19 protein-coding genes and 1 pseudogene are annotated in these 15,905 nt (G+C 63.0%); 16 read left to right on the top strand and 4 right to left on the bottom strand.

Annotated features, from left to right (window positions below; translation table 11 throughout):
• The first annotated feature begins 28 nt into the window (after positions 1-28).
• Both moaB and AC07OT_RS11960 read left to right on the top strand, forming a co-directional pair.
• Complete coding sequence (gene moaB, locus AC07OT_RS11965; RefSeq protein WP_027607019.1) at positions 29-568, top strand: molybdenum cofactor biosynthesis protein B; 540 nt, start codon at positions 29-31, stop codon at positions 566-568.
• Entirely contained in the window at positions 552-1,778 is a 1,227-nt protein-coding gene (locus AC07OT_RS11960; protein ID WP_495108146.1) for a molybdopterin molybdotransferase MoeA, read from the top strand. The genes moaB and AC07OT_RS11960 overlap by 17 nt, the downstream gene beginning before the upstream one ends.
• Positions 1,779-1,814: 36 nt before the next feature.
• On the opposite strand, the gene AC07OT_RS11955 is transcribed toward AC07OT_RS11960, so the two are convergent.
• Both AC07OT_RS11955 and fliK read right to left on the bottom strand, forming a co-directional pair.
• Positions 1,815-2,144, bottom strand: coding sequence for an EscU/YscU/HrcU family type III secretion system export apparatus switch protein (locus tag AC07OT_RS11955; RefSeq protein ID WP_495108145.1), 330 nt, complete (start codon positions 2,142-2,144; stop codon positions 1,815-1,817).
• The gene (gene fliK, locus AC07OT_RS11950) at positions 2,141-3,718 is read right to left on the bottom strand and encodes a flagellar hook-length control protein FliK (RefSeq protein ID WP_495108274.1); all 1,578 of its coding nucleotides are present in this window, start codon (positions 3,716-3,718) and stop codon (positions 2,141-2,143) included. Before fliK ends, AC07OT_RS11955 begins: the two co-directional genes overlap by 4 nt.
• Before the next feature lie 199 nt (positions 3,719-3,917).
• On the opposite strand from fliK, the gene ccmA reads away from it, so the two are divergent.
• The 10 genes from ccmA to AC07OT_RS11900 all read left to right on the top strand — a co-directional run bounded on the left by ccmA (position 3,918) and on the right by AC07OT_RS11900 (position 11,269).
• A complete protein-coding gene (gene ccmA / locus AC07OT_RS11945; RefSeq protein WP_065939954.1) occupies positions 3,918-4,553 on the top strand; it encodes a cytochrome c biogenesis heme-transporting ATPase CcmA in 636 nt (211 codons plus the stop codon).
• Positions 4,550-5,218, top strand: coding sequence for a heme exporter protein CcmB (ccmB, locus tag AC07OT_RS11940; protein ID WP_065924458.1), 669 nt, complete (start codon positions 4,550-4,552; stop codon positions 5,216-5,218). Before ccmA ends, ccmB begins: the two co-directional genes overlap by 4 nt.
• 86 nt (positions 5,219-5,304) lie before the next feature.
• The gene (locus tag AC07OT_RS11935) at positions 5,305-6,060 is read left to right on the top strand and encodes a heme ABC transporter permease (protein WP_027607025.1); all 756 of its coding nucleotides are present in this window, start codon (positions 5,305-5,307) and stop codon (positions 6,058-6,060) included.
• Positions 6,057-6,233 (top strand): heme exporter protein CcmD, encoded by a 177-nt coding sequence (gene ccmD, locus AC07OT_RS11930; protein WP_003172771.1) that lies wholly within the window; start codon positions 6,057-6,059, stop codon positions 6,231-6,233. Before AC07OT_RS11935 ends, ccmD begins: the two co-directional genes overlap by 4 nt.
• Positions 6,230-6,685: a cytochrome c maturation protein CcmE gene (ccmE, locus tag AC07OT_RS11925; protein WP_027607026.1), complete on the top strand. Its 456-nt coding sequence runs from the start codon at positions 6,230-6,232 to the stop codon at positions 6,683-6,685. Before ccmD ends, ccmE begins: the two co-directional genes overlap by 4 nt.
• A 3-nt stretch (positions 6,686-6,688) precedes the next feature.
• Positions 6,689-8,677, top strand: coding sequence for a heme lyase CcmF/NrfE family subunit (locus tag AC07OT_RS11920; RefSeq protein WP_065939953.1), 1,989 nt, complete (start codon positions 6,689-6,691; stop codon positions 8,675-8,677).
• Positions 8,674-9,210 (top strand): DsbE family thiol:disulfide interchange protein, encoded by a 537-nt coding sequence (locus tag AC07OT_RS11915; RefSeq protein ID WP_010211784.1) that lies wholly within the window; start codon positions 8,674-8,676, stop codon positions 9,208-9,210. The genes AC07OT_RS11920 and AC07OT_RS11915 overlap by 4 nt, the downstream gene beginning before the upstream one ends.
• Positions 9,207-9,680 (top strand): cytochrome c-type biogenesis protein, encoded by a 474-nt coding sequence (locus AC07OT_RS11910; RefSeq protein ID WP_495108144.1) that lies wholly within the window; start codon positions 9,207-9,209, stop codon positions 9,678-9,680. The genes AC07OT_RS11915 and AC07OT_RS11910 overlap by 4 nt, the downstream gene beginning before the upstream one ends.
• Complete coding sequence (gene ccmI, locus AC07OT_RS11905) at positions 9,673-10,857, top strand: c-type cytochrome biogenesis protein CcmI (protein ID WP_495108143.1); 1,185 nt, start codon at positions 9,673-9,675, stop codon at positions 10,855-10,857. The genes AC07OT_RS11910 and ccmI overlap by 8 nt, the downstream gene beginning before the upstream one ends.
• 16 nt (positions 10,858-10,873) lie before the next feature.
• The gene (locus AC07OT_RS11900; RefSeq protein WP_141157138.1) at positions 10,874-11,269 is read left to right on the top strand and encodes a hypothetical protein; all 396 of its coding nucleotides are present in this window, start codon (positions 10,874-10,876) and stop codon (positions 11,267-11,269) included.
• 175 nt (positions 11,270-11,444) lie between these two features.
• Here AC07OT_RS11900 and AC07OT_RS11895 read toward each other — a convergent pair whose 3' ends face one another.
• Positions 11,445-11,618, bottom strand: a complete 174-nt coding sequence (locus tag AC07OT_RS11895; protein ID WP_495108142.1) for a DUF6124 family protein — start codon at positions 11,616-11,618, stop codon at positions 11,445-11,447.
• A gap of 68 nt (positions 11,619-11,686) precedes the next feature.
• Between AC07OT_RS11895 and AC07OT_RS11890 the strand changes: the two genes are divergently transcribed.
• From AC07OT_RS11890 to AC07OT_RS11875, 4 genes and pseudogenes are all read left to right on the top strand, one after another.
• Entirely contained in the window at positions 11,687-12,277 is a 591-nt protein-coding gene (locus tag AC07OT_RS11890; RefSeq protein ID WP_495108141.1) for a histidine phosphatase family protein, read from the top strand.
• A 77-nt stretch (positions 12,278-12,354) separates the two neighbouring features.
• Positions 12,355-12,522 (top strand): annotated as a pseudogene (locus AC07OT_RS11885) (alpha-D-ribose 1-methylphosphonate 5-triphosphate diphosphatase); the annotation flags it as partial.
• Positions 12,522-13,094 carry a phosphonate metabolism protein/1,5-bisphosphokinase (PRPP-forming) PhnN gene (gene phnN, locus AC07OT_RS11880; protein WP_495108140.1) on the top strand — a complete coding sequence of 191 codons (573 nt, stop codon included), beginning with the start codon at positions 12,522-12,524 and terminating at the stop codon, positions 13,092-13,094. The pseudogene AC07OT_RS11885 and the gene phnN, both read left to right, overlap by 1 nt.
• 395 nt (positions 13,095-13,489) lie before the next feature.
• On the top strand, positions 13,490-14,971 hold the full coding sequence (locus AC07OT_RS11875) for a M10 family metallopeptidase C-terminal domain-containing protein (RefSeq protein ID WP_495108139.1): 1,482 nt from the start codon (positions 13,490-13,492) through the stop codon (positions 14,969-14,971).
• 29 nt (positions 14,972-15,000) lie between these two features.
• Here AC07OT_RS11875 and AC07OT_RS11870 read toward each other — a convergent pair whose 3' ends face one another.
• Positions 15,001-15,882, bottom strand: coding sequence for a LysR family transcriptional regulator (locus tag AC07OT_RS11870; RefSeq protein WP_495108138.1), 882 nt, complete (start codon positions 15,880-15,882; stop codon positions 15,001-15,003).
• Positions 15,883-15,905 lie beyond the last annotated feature (23 nt).

Here is a 15,905-nt window from a genome sequence, read left to right as displayed (position 1 = left end):
GCCGTTCCTTCGACAACCGGACCGTGCCATGAAAGCCAAGGCCGATGCACCCTTCGTACCCCTGAATATCGCGGTATTGACCGTCAGCGACACCCGCACCCTGGACACCGACACCTCGGGCCAGGTCTTCGTCGACCGCCTCACCGCCGCCGGCCACCACCTGGCCGAGCGCGTGCTGCTCAAGGACGACCTCTACAAGATCCGCGCCCAGGTCGCCCACTGGATCGCCGAAGACGTGGTGCAAGTGGTGTTGATCACCGGCGGCACCGGCTTCACCGGCCGCGACAGCACCCCCGAAGCGGTCGGCTGCCTGCTCGACAAACAAGTCGACGGCTTTGGCGAACTGTTCCGCCAGATCTCCGTGGCCGACATCGGCACCTCCACCGTGCAATCCCGTGCACTGGCCGGCCTGGCCAACGGCACCCTGGTGTGCTGCCTGCCGGGCTCCACCAATGCCGTGCGCACCGGTTGGGATGGCATCCTCGCCGAGCAACTGGATAACCGTCATCGGCCGTGCAACTTCGTGCCGCACCTGAAGTTGGCCGAACCCTGTGAATCCCGTGGGTAAGCCCGGCAAGACCGGCGCCCTGATGCCGGTAGAACAAGCCTTGCAACAGCTGCTGGCGATGGCCGAAGCCGCACCGATCCGCGATCAGCACGTGCTGCCCCTGGCCGAGTGCGACGGCCGTGTATTGGCCCAGGATCTGGTCTCCACCCTCGACCTGCCGCCCTGGCCCAACAGCGCCATGGACGGTTACGCCGTGCGCCTGGCGGATTGGACCGGTGAACCCTTGCCCGTCAGCCAGCGCATCTTTGCCGGCCAGGCGCCGCAGCCGCTGGCCGCCGGCACCTGTGCGCGCATCTTCACCGGGGCGCCGGTACCGGAAGGCGCGGACTGCGTGGAAATGCAGGAAAACGCCGTGGTCCACGCCGATGAGCGCGTGAGCTTCAGCGAACCGTTGCAGCTCAATCAGAACATCCGCCCCCAAGGCCAGGAAACCACCGTCGGTGAGTTGGTGCTCGCGGCCGGTACGCGCCTGGGCCCGATCGAACTGGGCCTGGCGGCTTCCCTTGGCCGTGATCGGCTGGACGTGATCCGCCGCCCGCGTGTCGCGGTGTTGTCCACCGGCGATGAGCTGATCGAGCCCGGTTTGCCCCTCGGTCCGGGCCAGATCTACAACAGCAACCGCCGCGTGTTGTGTTCCTGGCTTGAGCGCATGGGGTGCGAAGTCATCGACGCAGGCATCCTGCCGGATGACCTGGAGCAGACCCGTTCCCGACTGGCAGGCTTGAGCGCGGTTGATCTGATTTTGTCCACGGGCGGTGTGTCGGTGGGCGAGGCGGATTTCCTGGGTATCGCCCTGCGCGAGGAGGGTGAGCTGGCGTTATGGAAGCTGGCGATCAAGCCGGGCAAACCCCTGACCTTTGGCCATTTCCGTGGCGTGCCGGTGATCGGCCTGCCGGGCAACCCGGCCTCGACCCTGGTGACCTTTGCGCTGTTGGCGCGCCCCTACTTGCTGCGCCGCCAAGGTGTGGCAGACGTGGAGCCGCTGCGTTTCGATGTGCCGGTGGGGTTCACCTGGCCCAAGCCGGGCAACCGCCGCGAGTATCTGCGCGGGCGCATCGAACAGGGCAAGGCGATCATCTACCGCAACCAGAGCTCCGGCGTGCTGCGCAGCGCGGCGTGGGCGGAGGGGTTTGTGGAGGTGTTGGAAGGGGCGACGCTGGAGGTGGGTGATCGGGTCAGTTTCATTCCGCTAAGCGAATTGCTCAACTGACCGCGGATCCAAATGTGGGAGGGGCGGTGCGACGATTCAGTAATCGTCGCCACGCTCGGTCACATCCCGCTCCACCGGCCGCGCATCCGGGTCATAGCCCACCGGGAACTTGCCCTTCAACGTCCAGGCAAATGCAATGATCTCGGCGATGGTGCGGTACAACTCCTCCGGGATACTGTCGCCCAGTTCCATGCGTGCCAGCAGTTTCACCAGCTCGGCATTTTCATAGATCGGCACTTCATTTTCCCGCGCCAACTTGAGGATGGCTTCGGCCAGGGCATCGTCGCCCTTGGCGGTCAGGGTCGGCGCTTGCTGGCCGTCGTACTTGAGGGCAATCGCCTGGCGTTGCGGGTTGGCGTTGTTCATGCGGTTTCATCCACCCAACGTTGTTCCAGTCCGGTTTTGGGCCCGCGTGGCGGGGTGCCGAGGTGGCAGTCCAGGTCGCCGACATTCAGCCCCGACGACACCAGGCGCTCGCGCAGGCTGCCCAAATGGCTTTCGATCAGGCTGGCGGTGAAAGCGCGGGTTGCCCACAGTTGGCTGGACAGCTTGCCCTGGGTCAGCTGCGCCTGGACCTGCAACGGCCCCAGGGGCTCCATGTCGAAGGCCAGTTCGACGCGCCAAAGCATCTGTTTGGGCTCCTTGGAATCCTTGCGTTCGGGCTGGTCCTTGTCCGGCGCCGGCTCTTCGCGCTGGAACTTGACCTGCAACGGCACGATGTCCTGCAGGGTGCGCATGGGGATCTCCAGCTGCCAGGTGGTTTGCAGGCGGCCATCGGCGGTGGTGCCGGTTTGCTCCAGGCTCGACAGCTGGTGGCTCTGCAAGCGGGAAATGGCCCCGGCGGCCAGGCGCAGCAGGTTTTCCAGGTCGCCTTCGCCCTCCAGTTTCGCCATCAGCCGCTCCGGCAGTGGGAAACCTGCGGGCGCCTGTCGTGCGCCGACCTGGCCGAGGGTGCCCAATGGGCTGCGCACGAAGTTGGGCAGCACTTGGGCCAGGGTGTTGGCGGCAAGAATGGCATTCAGATTGGTGCTGGCGGGCAAAGCAGGCAGCAGGTCGGCGACCAGGCGCAGCAGCGCGCCCTTCATATCCAGCGGTGGCACCTGCGGGTTTTGCCCGGCGAGTAGCTTGGCTTCAAGAAAGGCGCCGCTGTTCTGGATTACCTGGGCCAGCACCTTGGGGTTGCTCACCTGTGCCAGGTCGGGCAAGGCCGCCAGCAAACGGTCGGCGGCGGCGCGCAGGTCGGCGGAGGTGCTGTCGCCGCGGGGCAGATTTTGCAATGCCGTGAACACCGCATCCAGGGAGCCCTGGCGACTTTGCTGGGTCGACAATTGCTGGGTGACGGCCAGTTGATCCTTGAGCCCGCTCAACGGCACAAAATTCAGGGTTTGCGCGTTCTGCACCACGGCGCTGAGCAAGCTGCCCACGCGCAACGGTTGCGGGCTTTCCAGCGTCAGGGTCGCACCGGCCATGGCGCTATTGAGTACGCTCACCAACGAACGGTAGATCGCCGGCTGCGTGGTGCCTTGGGGCAGGGCCTGGGTGGTCAGCACCTTGGCCTGCAGCAGGGTACCTTCCGGCATCCTGGCCGTATCGATACGGGTGAGGGCGGCAACGTTGGCGCTCAGGGCTTGTTGCAGGCTGATGGCCAGGTTGCCTGCGGGCGTCTGGCTCACGGCCACATTGCTGCCCAACGGCAAGGGTTGTGGGCTGCTGGCTTGCACCAGCGTCTGGCGGCCGCCTTCAAGGGTCAGCTTGAGCAACAGCTGAAACGCCTCACCGCCTTGTTTCAGGGCGAGCACCTCGGCATTCACGGTTTTGCCCGGGTCGATCAGCCCGATCTGCGGCTCCAGCAGTTTCAGCAGAGCCCCGGGCGCAGGCGCAGGGCTTTGCCCGGCTGCCGGGGTGGGAGGAAGCGTAGGAAGGTTGATCTCGCCGGTCATCGTGCGCATCGTCTCTGGGAAATAGCCCTCTTTAGCGTAGGGCATCGCATGTATAATGCCGCCCGTCTGCAAAGAGAGCGGTAAAAACCTCACAACTATTTGATCCAGCTCTCTAAAATCGGTCGCCAAAGCCGTTATTGTGCTTCTTTCTATAACGGCCGCTGCACCGCCGACTTGAACCGTAAAGGCCCGCGATCTCTTGACCAGCCCTCTTCTTGAAGCCGTAGCGCTCTCCTGTGAACGCGATCTGCGCCTGCTGTTCGAGCACCTCGACCTGCGTGTGGCGGGCGGCGACATGGTGCAGATCAGCGGCCCCAACGGCAGCGGCAAGACCAGTTTGCTGCGCCTGCTGGCCGGCCTGATGCAGCCCACGGCCGGTGAAGTTCGACTCAACGGCAGGCCGCTCGACGAACAACGTACCGAGCTGGCACGTAACCTGATCTGGATCGGCCACGCCGCCGGCATCAAGGACGTGCTCACCGCCGAAGAAAACCTCAGCTGGCTCAGCGCCCTGCATCACCCTGCTACCCGCGACGCCATCTGGCAGGCCCTGGCCGCCGTCGGCCTCAAGGGTTTCGAAGACGTGCCCTGCCACACCCTGTCCGCCGGCCAGCAGCGCCGCGTGGCCCTGGCGCGCCTGTACCTGCCTGGCCCGCCGCTGTGGATTCTCGACGAACCCTTCACGGCCCTCGACAAACAAGGCGTCACCCAATTGGAACAGCACCTGGCGCAGCACTGCGAGCAGGGCGGCCAGGTGGTGCTCACCACCCACCACACCCTGGCGCGCATGCCCGTCGGTTACCGTGACCTCGATCTGGGGCGGTGGTCGGTATGAGTGTGTTTGCCCTGTTGGTCGCCCGCGAAGCCCGCTTGCTGTGCCGTCGCCCGGCCGAACTGGCCAACCCGCTGGTGTTCTTCGCCATCGTGATCGCATTGTTCCCGTTGGCGGTCGGCCCGGAGACTAAACTGTTGCAAACCTTGTCTCCGGGATTGGTGTGGGTCGCGGCCCTTTTGTCCGTCCTGCTCTCGCTGGACGGGCTGTTTCGCAGTGATTTCGAAGACGGTTCCCTCGAACAGTGGGTCCTTTCGTCGCACCCCCTGCCACTTCTGGTCCTGGCCAAGGTACTGGCACACTGGGCTTTTTCCGGCCTGGCGCTAGTCTTGCTCTCGCCACTGCTGGCGATGATGCTGGGATTGCCCGGCGAATGCCTGCCGATCCTGTTGCTGAGCCTGCTGCTCGGCACCCCGGTACTCAGCCTGTTGGGGGCGGTGGGTGCCGCGTTGACCGTCGGCTTGAAACGGGGTGGCCTGTTACTGGCCCTGTTGATTCTGCCTTTGTACATCCCGGTACTGATTCTGGGCAGCGGCGCGTTGCAAGCCGCGCTCATGGGCATGCCGGCGACCGGTTACCTCCTGTGGCTTGGCAGCCTGACCGCCCTGGCGGTAACCCTGACACCCTTTGCTATAGCCGCCGGCCTGAAGATCAGCGTCGGTGAATAATGAGGTCTGACTGGGCGGTATACGCATAGTCAGTAAAGACCCTACGCTTCTTGCCAAGACAAGAAGCAACCGTGATGGAAACAGCAATGAACTGGACCTGGTTTCACAAGCTCGGCTCGCCCAAATGGTTCTACGGCATCAGTGGCAGACTGCTGCCCTGGTTCAGCCTCGCCGCCGTGTTGCTGATCGGCATCGGCCTGGTCTGGGGCCTGGCCTTCGCGCCGCCGGACTACCAGCAAGGCAACAGCTTTCGCATCATCTACATCCACGTGCCCGCCGCGATGCTGGCCCAGTCCTGCTATGTGATGCTGGCGGTGTGCGGCGTCGTCGGCCTGGTGTGGAAGATGAAACTCGCGGACGTCGCCCTGCAATGCGCCGCGCCCATCGGGGCGTGGATGACCGCCGTGGCGCTGGTCACCGGTGCGATCTGGGGCAAACCCACCTGGGGCTCGTGGTGGGTGTGGGATGCGCGACTAACGTCGATGCTGATCCTGCTGTTCCTGTACTTCGGTCTTATTGCCCTGGGCAACGCGATCAGCAATCGTGACAGCGCCGCCAAGGCCTGCGCGGTGCTGGCGATTGTCGGCGTGATCAACATCCCGATCATCAAGTACTCGGTGGAGTGGTGGAACACCCTGCACCAGGGCGCCACCTTCACCCTCACCGAAAAACCGGCGATGCCCGTGGAAATGTGGGCGCCGTTGCTGCTGATGGTGCTGGGGTTCTACTGCTTCTTCGGCGCCGTGCTGCTGATGCGCATGCGCCTCGAAGTGCTCAAGCGTGAAGCCCGCGCCAGCTGGGTCAAGGCCGAAGTGCAAAGCTGCCTGGGAGCGCGCGGATGAGTTTTGCTTCTTTCAGTGATTTTCTCGCCATGGGCCACCACGGCCTGTATGTCTGGACGGCCTATGGCATCTGCCTGGCCGTGCTGGCCCTCAACGTCGCCGCGCCGATCCTGGCCCGCAAGCGTTACCTGCAACAAGAGGCGCGTCGTCTGCGCCGGGAGACCGAAAAGTGAATCCGCTGCGTAGAAAGCGTCTGTTGATCATCCTTGCCATCCTGGCCGGCGTCAGTATTGCCGTGGGCCTGGCGATGAGCGCCCTGCGAGAGAACATCAACCTGTTCTACACCCCGACCCAGATCGCCAACGGCGAAGCGCCGCTGGACACGCGCATCCGCGCCGGCGGCATGGTGGAGAAGGGCTCGCTGAAGCGTTCCGGCGATTCCCTCGACGTCACCTTCGTGGTTACCGATTTCAACAAGGCCGTGACCATCACTTATCGCGGCATCCTCCCGGACCTGTTCCGCGAAGGCCAGGGCATCGTCGCCCTGGGCAAGCTCAACGCCGACGGCGTGGTGGTGGCCGATGAAGTGCTGGCCAAGCACGATGAGAAATACATGCCGCCTGAGGTGACCAAAGCCCTCAAGGACAGCGGCCAGTCCGCACCTACCCCCGCCAAGGAGGGCTAAGCCATGACGTCCGCACTGTTTATTCCGGAGCTGGGCCAGTTGGCGATGATCCTCGCCTTGTGCTTTGCCATCGTCCAGGCGGTGGTGCCGTTGCTCGGTGCCTGGCGCGGTGACCGCCTGTGGATGAGCCTGGCGCAGCCGGCCGCCTGGGGCCAGTGCGCGTTCCTGGTGTTCGCGTTCGGCTGCCTGACCTACGCCTTTATGACCGACGACTTTTCCGTCGCCTATGTAGCGAATAACTCCAACAGCGCCTTGCCCTGGTACTACAAGTTCAGCGCGGTGTGGGGCGCCCATGAAGGTTCGCTGCTGTTGTGGGCGTTGATCCTCGGCGGTTGGACCTTCGCGGTGTCGGTGTTCTCGCGCCAGTTGCCGCAAGTCATGCTGGCACGGGTGCTGGCGGTGATGGGCATGATCAGCATCGGCTTCCTGCTGTTCCTGATCATGACCTCCAACCCGTTCACCCGCATCCTGCCGCAGATCCCGGCGGACGGTCACGACCTCAACCCGCTGCTGCAGGACATCGGTCTGATCGTGCACCCGCCGATGCTCTACATGGGCTACGTGGGTTTCTCCGTGGCCTTTGCCTTCGCCATCGCCGCCTTGCTCGGCGGGCGTCTCGATGCGGCCTGGGCGCGCTGGTCGCGGCCGTGGACCATCGTCGCCTGGGCGTTCCTCGGCATCGGCATCACCCTCGGTTCGTGGTGGGCCTACTACGAACTCGGCTGGGGCGGCTGGTGGTTCTGGGACCCGGTGGAAAACGCGTCCTTCATGCCATGGCTGGTCGGCACGGCACTGATTCACTCCTTGGCCGTCACCGAAAAACGCGGCGTGTTCAAGAGCTGGACCGTGTTGCTGGCCATCGCGGCCTTTTCCCTCAGCCTGCTCGGCACCTTCCTCGTGCGTTCGGGCGTATTGACCTCGGTGCACGCGTTTGCATCCGACCCGGAGCGCGGTGTGTTCATCCTGATCTTCCTGCTGTTTGTGGTCGGCGGCTCCCTCACTTTGTTCGCCCTGCGCGCACCGGTGGTCAAGAGCCAGGTCGGCTTCAACCTGTGGTCGCGGGAAACCCTGCTGCTGGGCAATAACCTGGTGCTGGTGGTGGCCGCGTCGATGATCCTGCTCGGCACCTTGTACCCCTTGGTGCTGGATGCCCTGAGCGGCGCCAAGCTGTCCGTCGGCCCGCCGTACTTCAACGCGTTGTTTATTCCGTTGATGGGGCTGTTGATGGTGGTGATGGCGGTCGGTGTGCTGGTGCGCTGGAAGGACACCCCGGTCAAATGGCTGGCCGGCATGCTGATGCCGGTGCTGCTCGGCAGCGTGGCCCTGGCCGTGGTCGCCGGTATCGCCTACGGCGACTTCAACTGGGCGGTGCTCGCCACGTTCCTGCTCGCCGCCTGGGTGCTGCTGGCCGGTGTGCGTGACATCGTCGACAAGACCCGCCACAAAGGCCTGGTCAAAGGCCTGCCGACCCTGACCCGCAGCTACTGGGGCATGCAGATCGCCCACATCGGCATCGCCGTGTGCGCCCTTGGTGTGGTGCTCTCCAGCCAGAACAGTGCCGAGCGCGACCTGCGCCTGGCGCCGGGCGAGTCCATGGACCTGGCCGGTTACCACTTCATCTTCGAAGGCGCCAAGCACTTCGAAGGACCGAACTTCACGTCAGACAAAGGCACGGTGCGCGTAGTCCGTAACGGTAAAGAGATCGCCGTGCTGCACCCGGAAAAACGCCTGTACACCGTGCAGAGTTCGATGATGACCGAAGCTGGTATCGACGCCGGTTTCACCCGTGACCTCTATGTGGCCCTGGGTGAACCCTTGGGCGATGGCGCCTGGGCCGTGCGCGTGCATGTGAAACCGTTCGTGCGCTGGATCTGGTTCGGTGGTTTGCTCACCGGCTTTGGCGGTTTGCTCGCGGCACTGGATCGCCGGTATCGGGTCAAGGTCAAGAGCCGGGTGCGTGAAGCGCTGGGCCTGCAAGGAGCGGCGGTATGAAGCGTTGGTTGATGGTCGTGCCGCTGGCCCTGTTTCTCGTAGTGGCGGTATTCCTGTATCGCGGCTTGTACCTGGACCCGGCCGAACTGCCCTCGGCGATGATCGGCAAGCCGTTCCCCGCGTTCAGCCTGCCGACCGTGCAGGGCGACAAGACCTTGACCCAGGCCGACCTGCTCGGCAAACCGGCGCTGGTCAACGTGTGGGGCACCTGGTGCATCTCCTGCCGCGTCGAGCACCCGGTGCTGAACAAGCTGGCCGAGAAGGGCGTGGTGATCTACGGCATCAACTACAAGGACGACAACGCGGCGGCCTTGAAGTGGCTGGCGGAATTCCATAATCCCTACCAGCTTGATATCCGTGATGAAGACGGCAACCTCGGTTTGAACCTCGGCGTGTATGGCGCACCGGAAACCTTCTTCATCGATGCCAAGGGTGTGATCCGCGACAAATACGTCGGCGTGATCGACGAAGTGGTGTGGCGCGAGCAACTGGCCGCCAAGTACCAGGCCCTGGTCGACGAGGCCAAGCCATGAAGCGCCTGTTAGCCGCTGCCGTGCTGGCGTTGGGCTTGGCCGGGATGGCCCACGCTGCCATCGACACTTACGAATTCGCCAAGGACGGTGACCGCGAGCGTTTCCGCGAATTGACCAAGGAGCTGCGCTGCCCCAAGTGCCAGAACCAGGACATCGCCGACTCCAACGCGCCCATCGCCGCCGATCTGCGCAAGGAAATCTTCCGCATGCTGGGGGAGGGCAAGGACAACCAGCAGATCATCGACTTCATGGTCGACCGCTACGGTGATTTCGTGCGCTACAAACCGGCCCTCACCGGCAAGACCGCGCTGCTCTGGTTCGGCCCCGCCGGGCTGCTGCTGGCCGGCGTGGTGGTGATGGCCGTGATCGTCCGCCGTCGCCGCGCCGCGACTACCGATGGTTCCGACGCGCTATCCCCCGAAGAGCGTAAACGCCTCGACCAATTGCTGGACACCAAGACTGATGATTGATTTCTGGCTCGCAGCCGGCTTGCTGCTTCTGATTGCCCTGAGTTTCCTGTTGATCCCTGTGTTGCGTGGCCGCCGCGCCCAGCGTGAAGAGGATCGCACCGCGCTGAACGTGGCGCTTTACCAAGAACGTGTGGCCGAGCTGCAAGTGCAGCAGGACGAAGGCGTGCTCAACGCCGCGCAGCTCGACAGCGGCCGCGCCGAAGCCGCCCGCGAGCTGCTGGCCGACACCGAAGGCGTGGAAAAGCCCCGCGAATCGCGCCTGGGCAAGCCGCTGCCGTTGCTCGCCGCCATCCTTGTGCCGGTGCTTGGCCTGGGCCTGTATATGCATTTCGGTGCCAGCGACAAGGTTGAACTGACCCGCGAATTTTCCCAGCCGCCGGTGTCCATGGAAGACATGACCCGGCGTCTGGAACGCGCCGCCGCCGCCCAACCGGACTCGGCGGAAGGCCTGTACTTCCTCGGTCGCGCCTATATGGCCCAGGACCGTTCCGCCGATGCCGCCAAGGTCTTCGAGCGTACCGTGGCGCTGGCCGGGCGCCAGCCGGAATTGCTCGGCCAGTGGGCCCAGGCGCAGTACTTTGCCGACAACAAACAGTGGTCGCCCAAGGTCCAGGCGCTGACCGACGAAGCCTTGAAGCTTGACCCGAAGGAAGTCACCAGCCTCGGCCTGCTCGGTATCGCCGCCTTCGAAGGCCAGCGTTATCAAGAGGCCATCGACTACTGGAGCCGCCTGCTGGCGCAACTGCCACCGCAAGACAATTCCCGCGTGGCGCTGCAAGGCGGCATTGACCGTGCTGCGGAAAAACTCAAGGAAGGTGGCGGTAGCGTGGCGCAGAAAGCGGTGATGAACGTCCGCGTGGACCTGTCCGCCGAGGTCAAGGCCAAGGCCCTGCCCAGCGACAGCGTATTCATCTTCGCCCGCGCGGTAAAAGGCCCGCCGGCCCCCCTGGCGGCCAAACGCGTCACCGTCGCCGAACTGCCCGTCACCGTTGAACTCGGCGATGCCGACGCGATGATGCCGCAGTTGAAACTGTCCAACTTCCCCGAAGTCCAACTGGTTGCGCGCATATCCCGGGCCGGTCAACCGACCACCGGCGAGTGGATCGGCCGCAGCCAACCCTTGGCCAGCAGCACCACTGCGCTGCAGCAGCTGACCATCGACAGTCCGGACCAGTAATTTCGAGGAAAAGCCCATGACCGCATTTGCACGCATCACCCTGCTCAGCCTGGTAGTGGGCCTGAGCGCCTGTGCGGTCCACCGCCCACCGCCTGCGCCGACCGGCCCGACCATCCCGCCGTCAGGCCCTTCAACCCAGCCGAGCACCAGGCCCTCTGGCCCGGTGACCCCGCCGCCGAAGCCACTGCCGACCAAATCGCCCACCTTCGCCCCACCACCGGGCGCCGCCAGCCACTGGGACGGCAAGATGCAGGTGTACGTGCTCGACGACCAGCCCGACACCTTCTACCGCCAGCGCACCTACTACCGCTGGAGCAACGGCTGGAGCCGCTCCATCAGCCCCAACGGGCCATGGGAAGACACCGATGTGCACGGCGTGCCGCCGGGCTTGAGCAAGCAGTACGCGCAATGACAAAAGGCGACCTTCGGGTCGCCTTCTTCATGCCTGTGAAACCCATTCTTCCAAACACTGGAGGGCAAATGTGGGAGGGGGCTTGCCCCCGATAGCGGTGTTTCAGTTGATTAATGTCTGACTGACCTACCGCTATCGGGAGCAAGCCCCCTCCCACAGGAGATCTCCTCAGCCATCAAGCCACAGTACACTCCCGCTCCAGTGCCGCACCCACTAACAATTGCGCAATTTCAACTATCCGTACCACCGCCAGCACCTGCTTGCGGCTTGAACCATCCAAATGCTCGGCACAGTCGTAGGCACACACAGTCGCCGACTCCAGCATCTTGCTGGCATTGCTTAAGGCCACTTCTGTGCATAGGCGGCAATATGATCAGGACCAGATTAACTCCCCACCCTTCAACGAGATGGACCCTCATGAACCTCTACGTCATACGCCACGGCGAAACGTGGGCCAACGCGGAGCATCGCTACCTCGGCGCACTCGACCCGGAACTGACCGAGCGGGGCCGGGAACAGGCTGTTTTGCTCAGCGAAAAACTACCCGGCGGTATTGAGGTGTTGATCGTTTCTCCACGCTTGCGGGCGCGGCAAACGGCGCAGATTCTTAACCGTGTGTTAAACCTTGAACCTGTGACGATTGACAGCTTCCGCGAGCGCGATGTGGGTGTGTTCGAAGGGTTGACTCAGGCGGAGGCCAAGGCCATGCATCCAGCGCTTTGGGCACAGGACATCACGCGCCAATGGGCGGCAGGGCCTGACGGTGGTGAGTCGATAGCTGATGTGGTCACGCGAGTACACCAAGGCTTGGTCCAGTTAACGTCGCTTTATCCAACACAGGCTGTTTTGCTGGTGGCACATGGTTTTGTGGCAAAGGTGATTCGTGCATTGGCCAGAGGGGACTTCTCGGATTTCTACACCTGGCAGCTTTCAAATGGGGCGATGTTGGACCTGGAAAATTTTCAATTGAAGATACTTCCGGCTGTCTCGCCCTTTGAAACGCACTGAATCACCGCCACAGGCGACTTTCAAAAAACTCACCAACCCGTCAGGGTTGAGCAAGCACTACGCCCAGCAAATATTGAGGCGGCGCGCACTTCAGTAACGTGGTCTCTGCCGAGGGATTGCTGGATATACTTTCCAGTGCGGGGAAAATCGCCATTGGCCTGCGCGCCGACCTGGTCCAAGCCAGGAGCCGCGCAGGGCTTCCCGTGGTGCAACACGTCTGGCGACAAGCGAAGAGGGTGTTTTGATGGCGGGCAGGTTGATCTATCTCATCGGGCCATCGGGTTCGGGCAAGGACAGCCTGTTGGAGGCTGCACGCCCACGATTGGCCGAACGCGGTTGCCGGATTGTGCGCCGCGTGATCACGCGCTCGGCGGAAGCGGTGGGTGAGGCGGCCCAGGGCGTCAGCCCGGAGCAATTCGCCGTGATGCAGGCCGAGGGCGCGTTTGCCCTCAGTTGGCACGCCAACGGGTTGTCCTACGGCATCCCCAAGGTCATCGACGAATGGCTGGCGGCGGGGGAAGACGTATTGGTCAATGGTTCCCGCGCGCACCTGGCGCAGACCCGCGAGCGCTACCCGGATATGTGGGTGCTGTTGCTGACGGTGGATCAAGCCGTATTGCGCCAGCGCCTGGTGGCGCGGGGGCGTGAGGCCCAGGCGGATATCGAGGAGCGCCTGGCGCGCAATGCGCGGTTCACCACCGAACTGATCGCCGGCAATGGCTCAGGGTTGTTTGTGCTGGATAACTCCGGGCCACTGGAACACACGGTCGAGCGCCTGCTGTGTTGCCTGAACTCGGGGCACTCCGTATGCGCCTGACCAACGATGCAAGCCTGTGCCGTCAACCGCGCAGCGCATTGATCGAGTGCGGCATGGGGCATGTCAAGCGGCGAAATCCTGACAGGCCGTGAACTCGGCGGAAAAAGTTAAGTGCATGTATCTGTCTGAGGGCGGATTTAGTGTATTCAAATCAGCGTCATTGTGTAGGATTTTGTTTTTTTTCTGAGAATCCAATAAGTTTTTTGGCGCGAAAGTGTGTGTTCAGTTGTTTAAAGTGCAAGCGGTTTATTGCATGTCTTAACGCATGTTGCGCCACCTTAGTGTGTTTCAGTAGGAACTAAATCAGTGCTGTCCTGAGTGTTTTCTACATGGGAGCTTATTGCGTCGATTCTGATTGACTCGGCTCATTAACTTACTGTAGGGAGCGCTATCTCATGATTAACTCTGAGTTTTCTCGTCTCAACGTATCACTTGAAAACCTGCCGCCTTCCGATTCTGGCCCCTATGGTGTGGGCGCCGGTCGCAAACCAACCTTCACAACGGAGCAGGCCGGAAAGTACATCACTCGCAATAACCTGCACTTCCACGACCGTAATGGCGACAAGCGCATCGACCTCTCCTATACGGTAGACCCGACGTTCAGCGCCGCGCAGCAACGCCGAGTGCGCCAGGCGGTGCAACATTGGGAGGAGGTGGCCAACATCAGTTTCAAGGAACGGGCAGCCGGCGCCGATGGCACGGTTCACATCAAAAACAACCCGCGCGGTGACCGTGGCGTCGCCAGCTCACCCTCGCGCGGCATTACCACCACCACGGCCACGGTCGGCACACTGCGAGAAAGTAGTTCGCCTGCGCTGGGCAGCCACTTTTCGGTCACTGCAGTGCATGAGATCGGCCACGCCATCGGCCTGCAACATCCGGGGGATTACAATGGCGGCGGTGCTGATTACAACAATGGTGCCAAATACGCCGGCGATACAAAGGCGCGCAGTGTGATGAGCTACTGGTCGGAGAAAAACCAGGCTGGTCACGACTTTCGGTATTCGAATCCCTCTGCCCCGATGATGGATGACATCGCTGCTGTTCAGCGGCTCTATGGGGCCAATCACAAGACCCGCAACACCGACACCACCTACGGCTTCAATTCCAATACCGGCTGCGAAGCCATGACCCTCACCAGCGCCAGGGATAAACCTATCTTTTGCGTATGGGATGGTGGCGGTAACGACACCCTGGATTGTTCCGGGTTTTCCCAGAACCAGAACATCAATTTGAACGCCGAGTCGTTTTCCGATGTGGGCGGCTTGAAGGGCAATGTTTCCATCGCCAAGGGCTGCGTGCTTGAAAACGCCATCGGTGGGGCCGGACGTGACGTGTTGACGGGGAATGAGGCAGACAATCGGCTCAAGGGCGGCTTGGGTGCAGACAGGCTGCGGGGCGGCGGCGGGGCGGATATTTTTGACTACGACAAGGCCAGCGACTCCACACCGCAGCAGCCTGACCTGATCGAGGACTTTACCAGCGGGACGGACAAGATTGACGTCTCGGGTGCATTGAGAGAGGCGCGCGTCGGAGCCCTGACGTTCACTGATCGGTTCACGGGTCGCGCCGGCGAGGCATTGCTCAGGCACGACGCGGCCACGGGGCGTTCAAGCCTGGAGATAGATCTGAAGGGGAGCGGCAGCGCCGACCTGGTGGTCAAGAGCATTGGCCAGATCAAACCTGCCGATGTGCAGTGGCAGGGGCAAAAGCCGGAAGTGAACCCCGCACCGAGGGTTGTCCCCACACCAGCCCCTGCGCCCCCGCTTGATACCAATACGGACCCGATTGCCGCGTTGCGGGAGGTGATGGCCAAGGCGTTGGCGGCCTTGTTGCAATGGATGCAAGGTATCGTCCAGTCGGATGCCCGCAGATAACATTGCCACATAACGAGGCGCTGACAGGCTCAGGCCTTGATCAGCGCCTGCACATAGTCGACAAACGCTCGCGCCTTGGCACTTGCCATGCGCCCGGAAGGGAACACCGCCCATAAATCCCGCGACGGCAATGCCCAGTCAGTCAACACGGCCTTGACCTCGCCGCTGGCCAGCTCCGGAGAAAACATCCAGGTTGACGACAGGGTCAGCCCCAAATGACTCAGCACGGCTGCGCGCACACCTTCAGCTGCAGTGACGCGCACACGGCCCTGGGCGACGATGGGGGCGAGGGTATCGCCTTGGGTGAAGTTCCAGTGCGCGCCTTCGCCGCGGGTGTAGATGATCGCCTGGTGTTGCAGCAGGTCGGCGGGGGTAGCGGGTTCGCCGAAGCGTTCGAAGTAGGCGGGGGTGCCGAGGATGACGCAGGGCGATTCGCCGATCTTGCGCGCCGTGAGGCTTGAATCATTCAGGTTGCCCATGCGCAGGGCAACGTCGATACCTTCTTCCACCAGGTTGAGGCTGCGGTCATCGAGCACCACGTCCACGTTCATGCCGGGATATTGCGCCAGGAACGGCCCCAGGTGCGCAATGATGTGCAGGCGGGCGAAGGTCACCGGCGCGCTGATCCGCAGGTTCCCCGAGAGTCCGGAGCCGGCACCGCGCGCCGCTTCGTCGGCCGCGTTGGCCTCATCGATGGCGCGCTTGGCTTTATCGAAAAACGCCAGCCCCGCCTCGGTTGGCGTCAGGCCTCTTGTCGAACGCATCACCAAGCGTACCGCCAGCCGTGCCTCCAATTGCGCGACGCTCTTGGACACGGCCGGTTGACCGATGCCCAGGCGCTTGGCGGCGGCGGAGAACGAGCCGGTCTCGACAACGTGGACGAAGGTTTCCATGGCGGTGAGACGGTCCATCGGGTGTTCCTTGCTGGATTGAG

This window comes from Pseudomonas sp. GW821-FHT09C10 (genome assembly GCF_059418085.1).
This window is presented reverse-complemented; position numbering and strand designations above follow the sequence as displayed.

Coding starts and splice junctions, on each gene's coding strand:
- ccmI (WP_495108143.1), top strand. CDS start 9,673: ATGATTGATTTCTGGCTCGCAGCCGGCTTGCTGCTTCTGATTGCCCTG.
- moaB (WP_027607019.1), top strand. CDS start 29: ATGAAAGCCAAGGCCGATGCACCCTTCGTACCCCTGAATATCGCGGTA.
- AC07OT_RS11890 (WP_495108141.1), top strand. CDS start 11,687: ATGAACCTCTACGTCATACGCCACGGCGAAACGTGGGCCAACGCGGAG.
- fliK (WP_495108274.1), bottom strand. CDS start 3,718: ATGACCGGCGAGATCAACCTTCCTACGCTTCCTCCCACCCCGGCAGCC.
- AC07OT_RS11920 (WP_065939953.1), top strand. CDS start 6,689: ATGACGTCCGCACTGTTTATTCCGGAGCTGGGCCAGTTGGCGATGATC.
- AC07OT_RS11915 (WP_010211784.1), top strand. CDS start 8,674: ATGAAGCGTTGGTTGATGGTCGTGCCGCTGGCCCTGTTTCTCGTAGTG.
- ccmB (WP_065924458.1), top strand. CDS start 4,550: ATGAGTGTGTTTGCCCTGTTGGTCGCCCGCGAAGCCCGCTTGCTGTGC.
- AC07OT_RS11875 (WP_495108139.1), top strand. CDS start 13,490: ATGATTAACTCTGAGTTTTCTCGTCTCAACGTATCACTTGAAAACCTG.
- phnN (WP_495108140.1), top strand. CDS start 12,522: ATGGCGGGCAGGTTGATCTATCTCATCGGGCCATCGGGTTCGGGCAAG.
- AC07OT_RS11870 (WP_495108138.1), bottom strand. CDS start 15,882: ATGGACCGTCTCACCGCCATGGAAACCTTCGTCCACGTTGTCGAGACC.
- AC07OT_RS11935 (WP_027607025.1), top strand. CDS start 5,305: ATGAACTGGACCTGGTTTCACAAGCTCGGCTCGCCCAAATGGTTCTAC.
- AC07OT_RS11910 (WP_495108144.1), top strand. CDS start 9,207: ATGAAGCGCCTGTTAGCCGCTGCCGTGCTGGCGTTGGGCTTGGCCGGG.
- AC07OT_RS11955 (WP_495108145.1), bottom strand. CDS start 2,144: ATGAACAACGCCAACCCGCAACGCCAGGCGATTGCCCTCAAGTACGAC.
- AC07OT_RS11900 (WP_141157138.1), top strand. CDS start 10,874: ATGACCGCATTTGCACGCATCACCCTGCTCAGCCTGGTAGTGGGCCTG.
- ccmD (WP_003172771.1), top strand. CDS start 6,057: ATGAGTTTTGCTTCTTTCAGTGATTTTCTCGCCATGGGCCACCACGGC.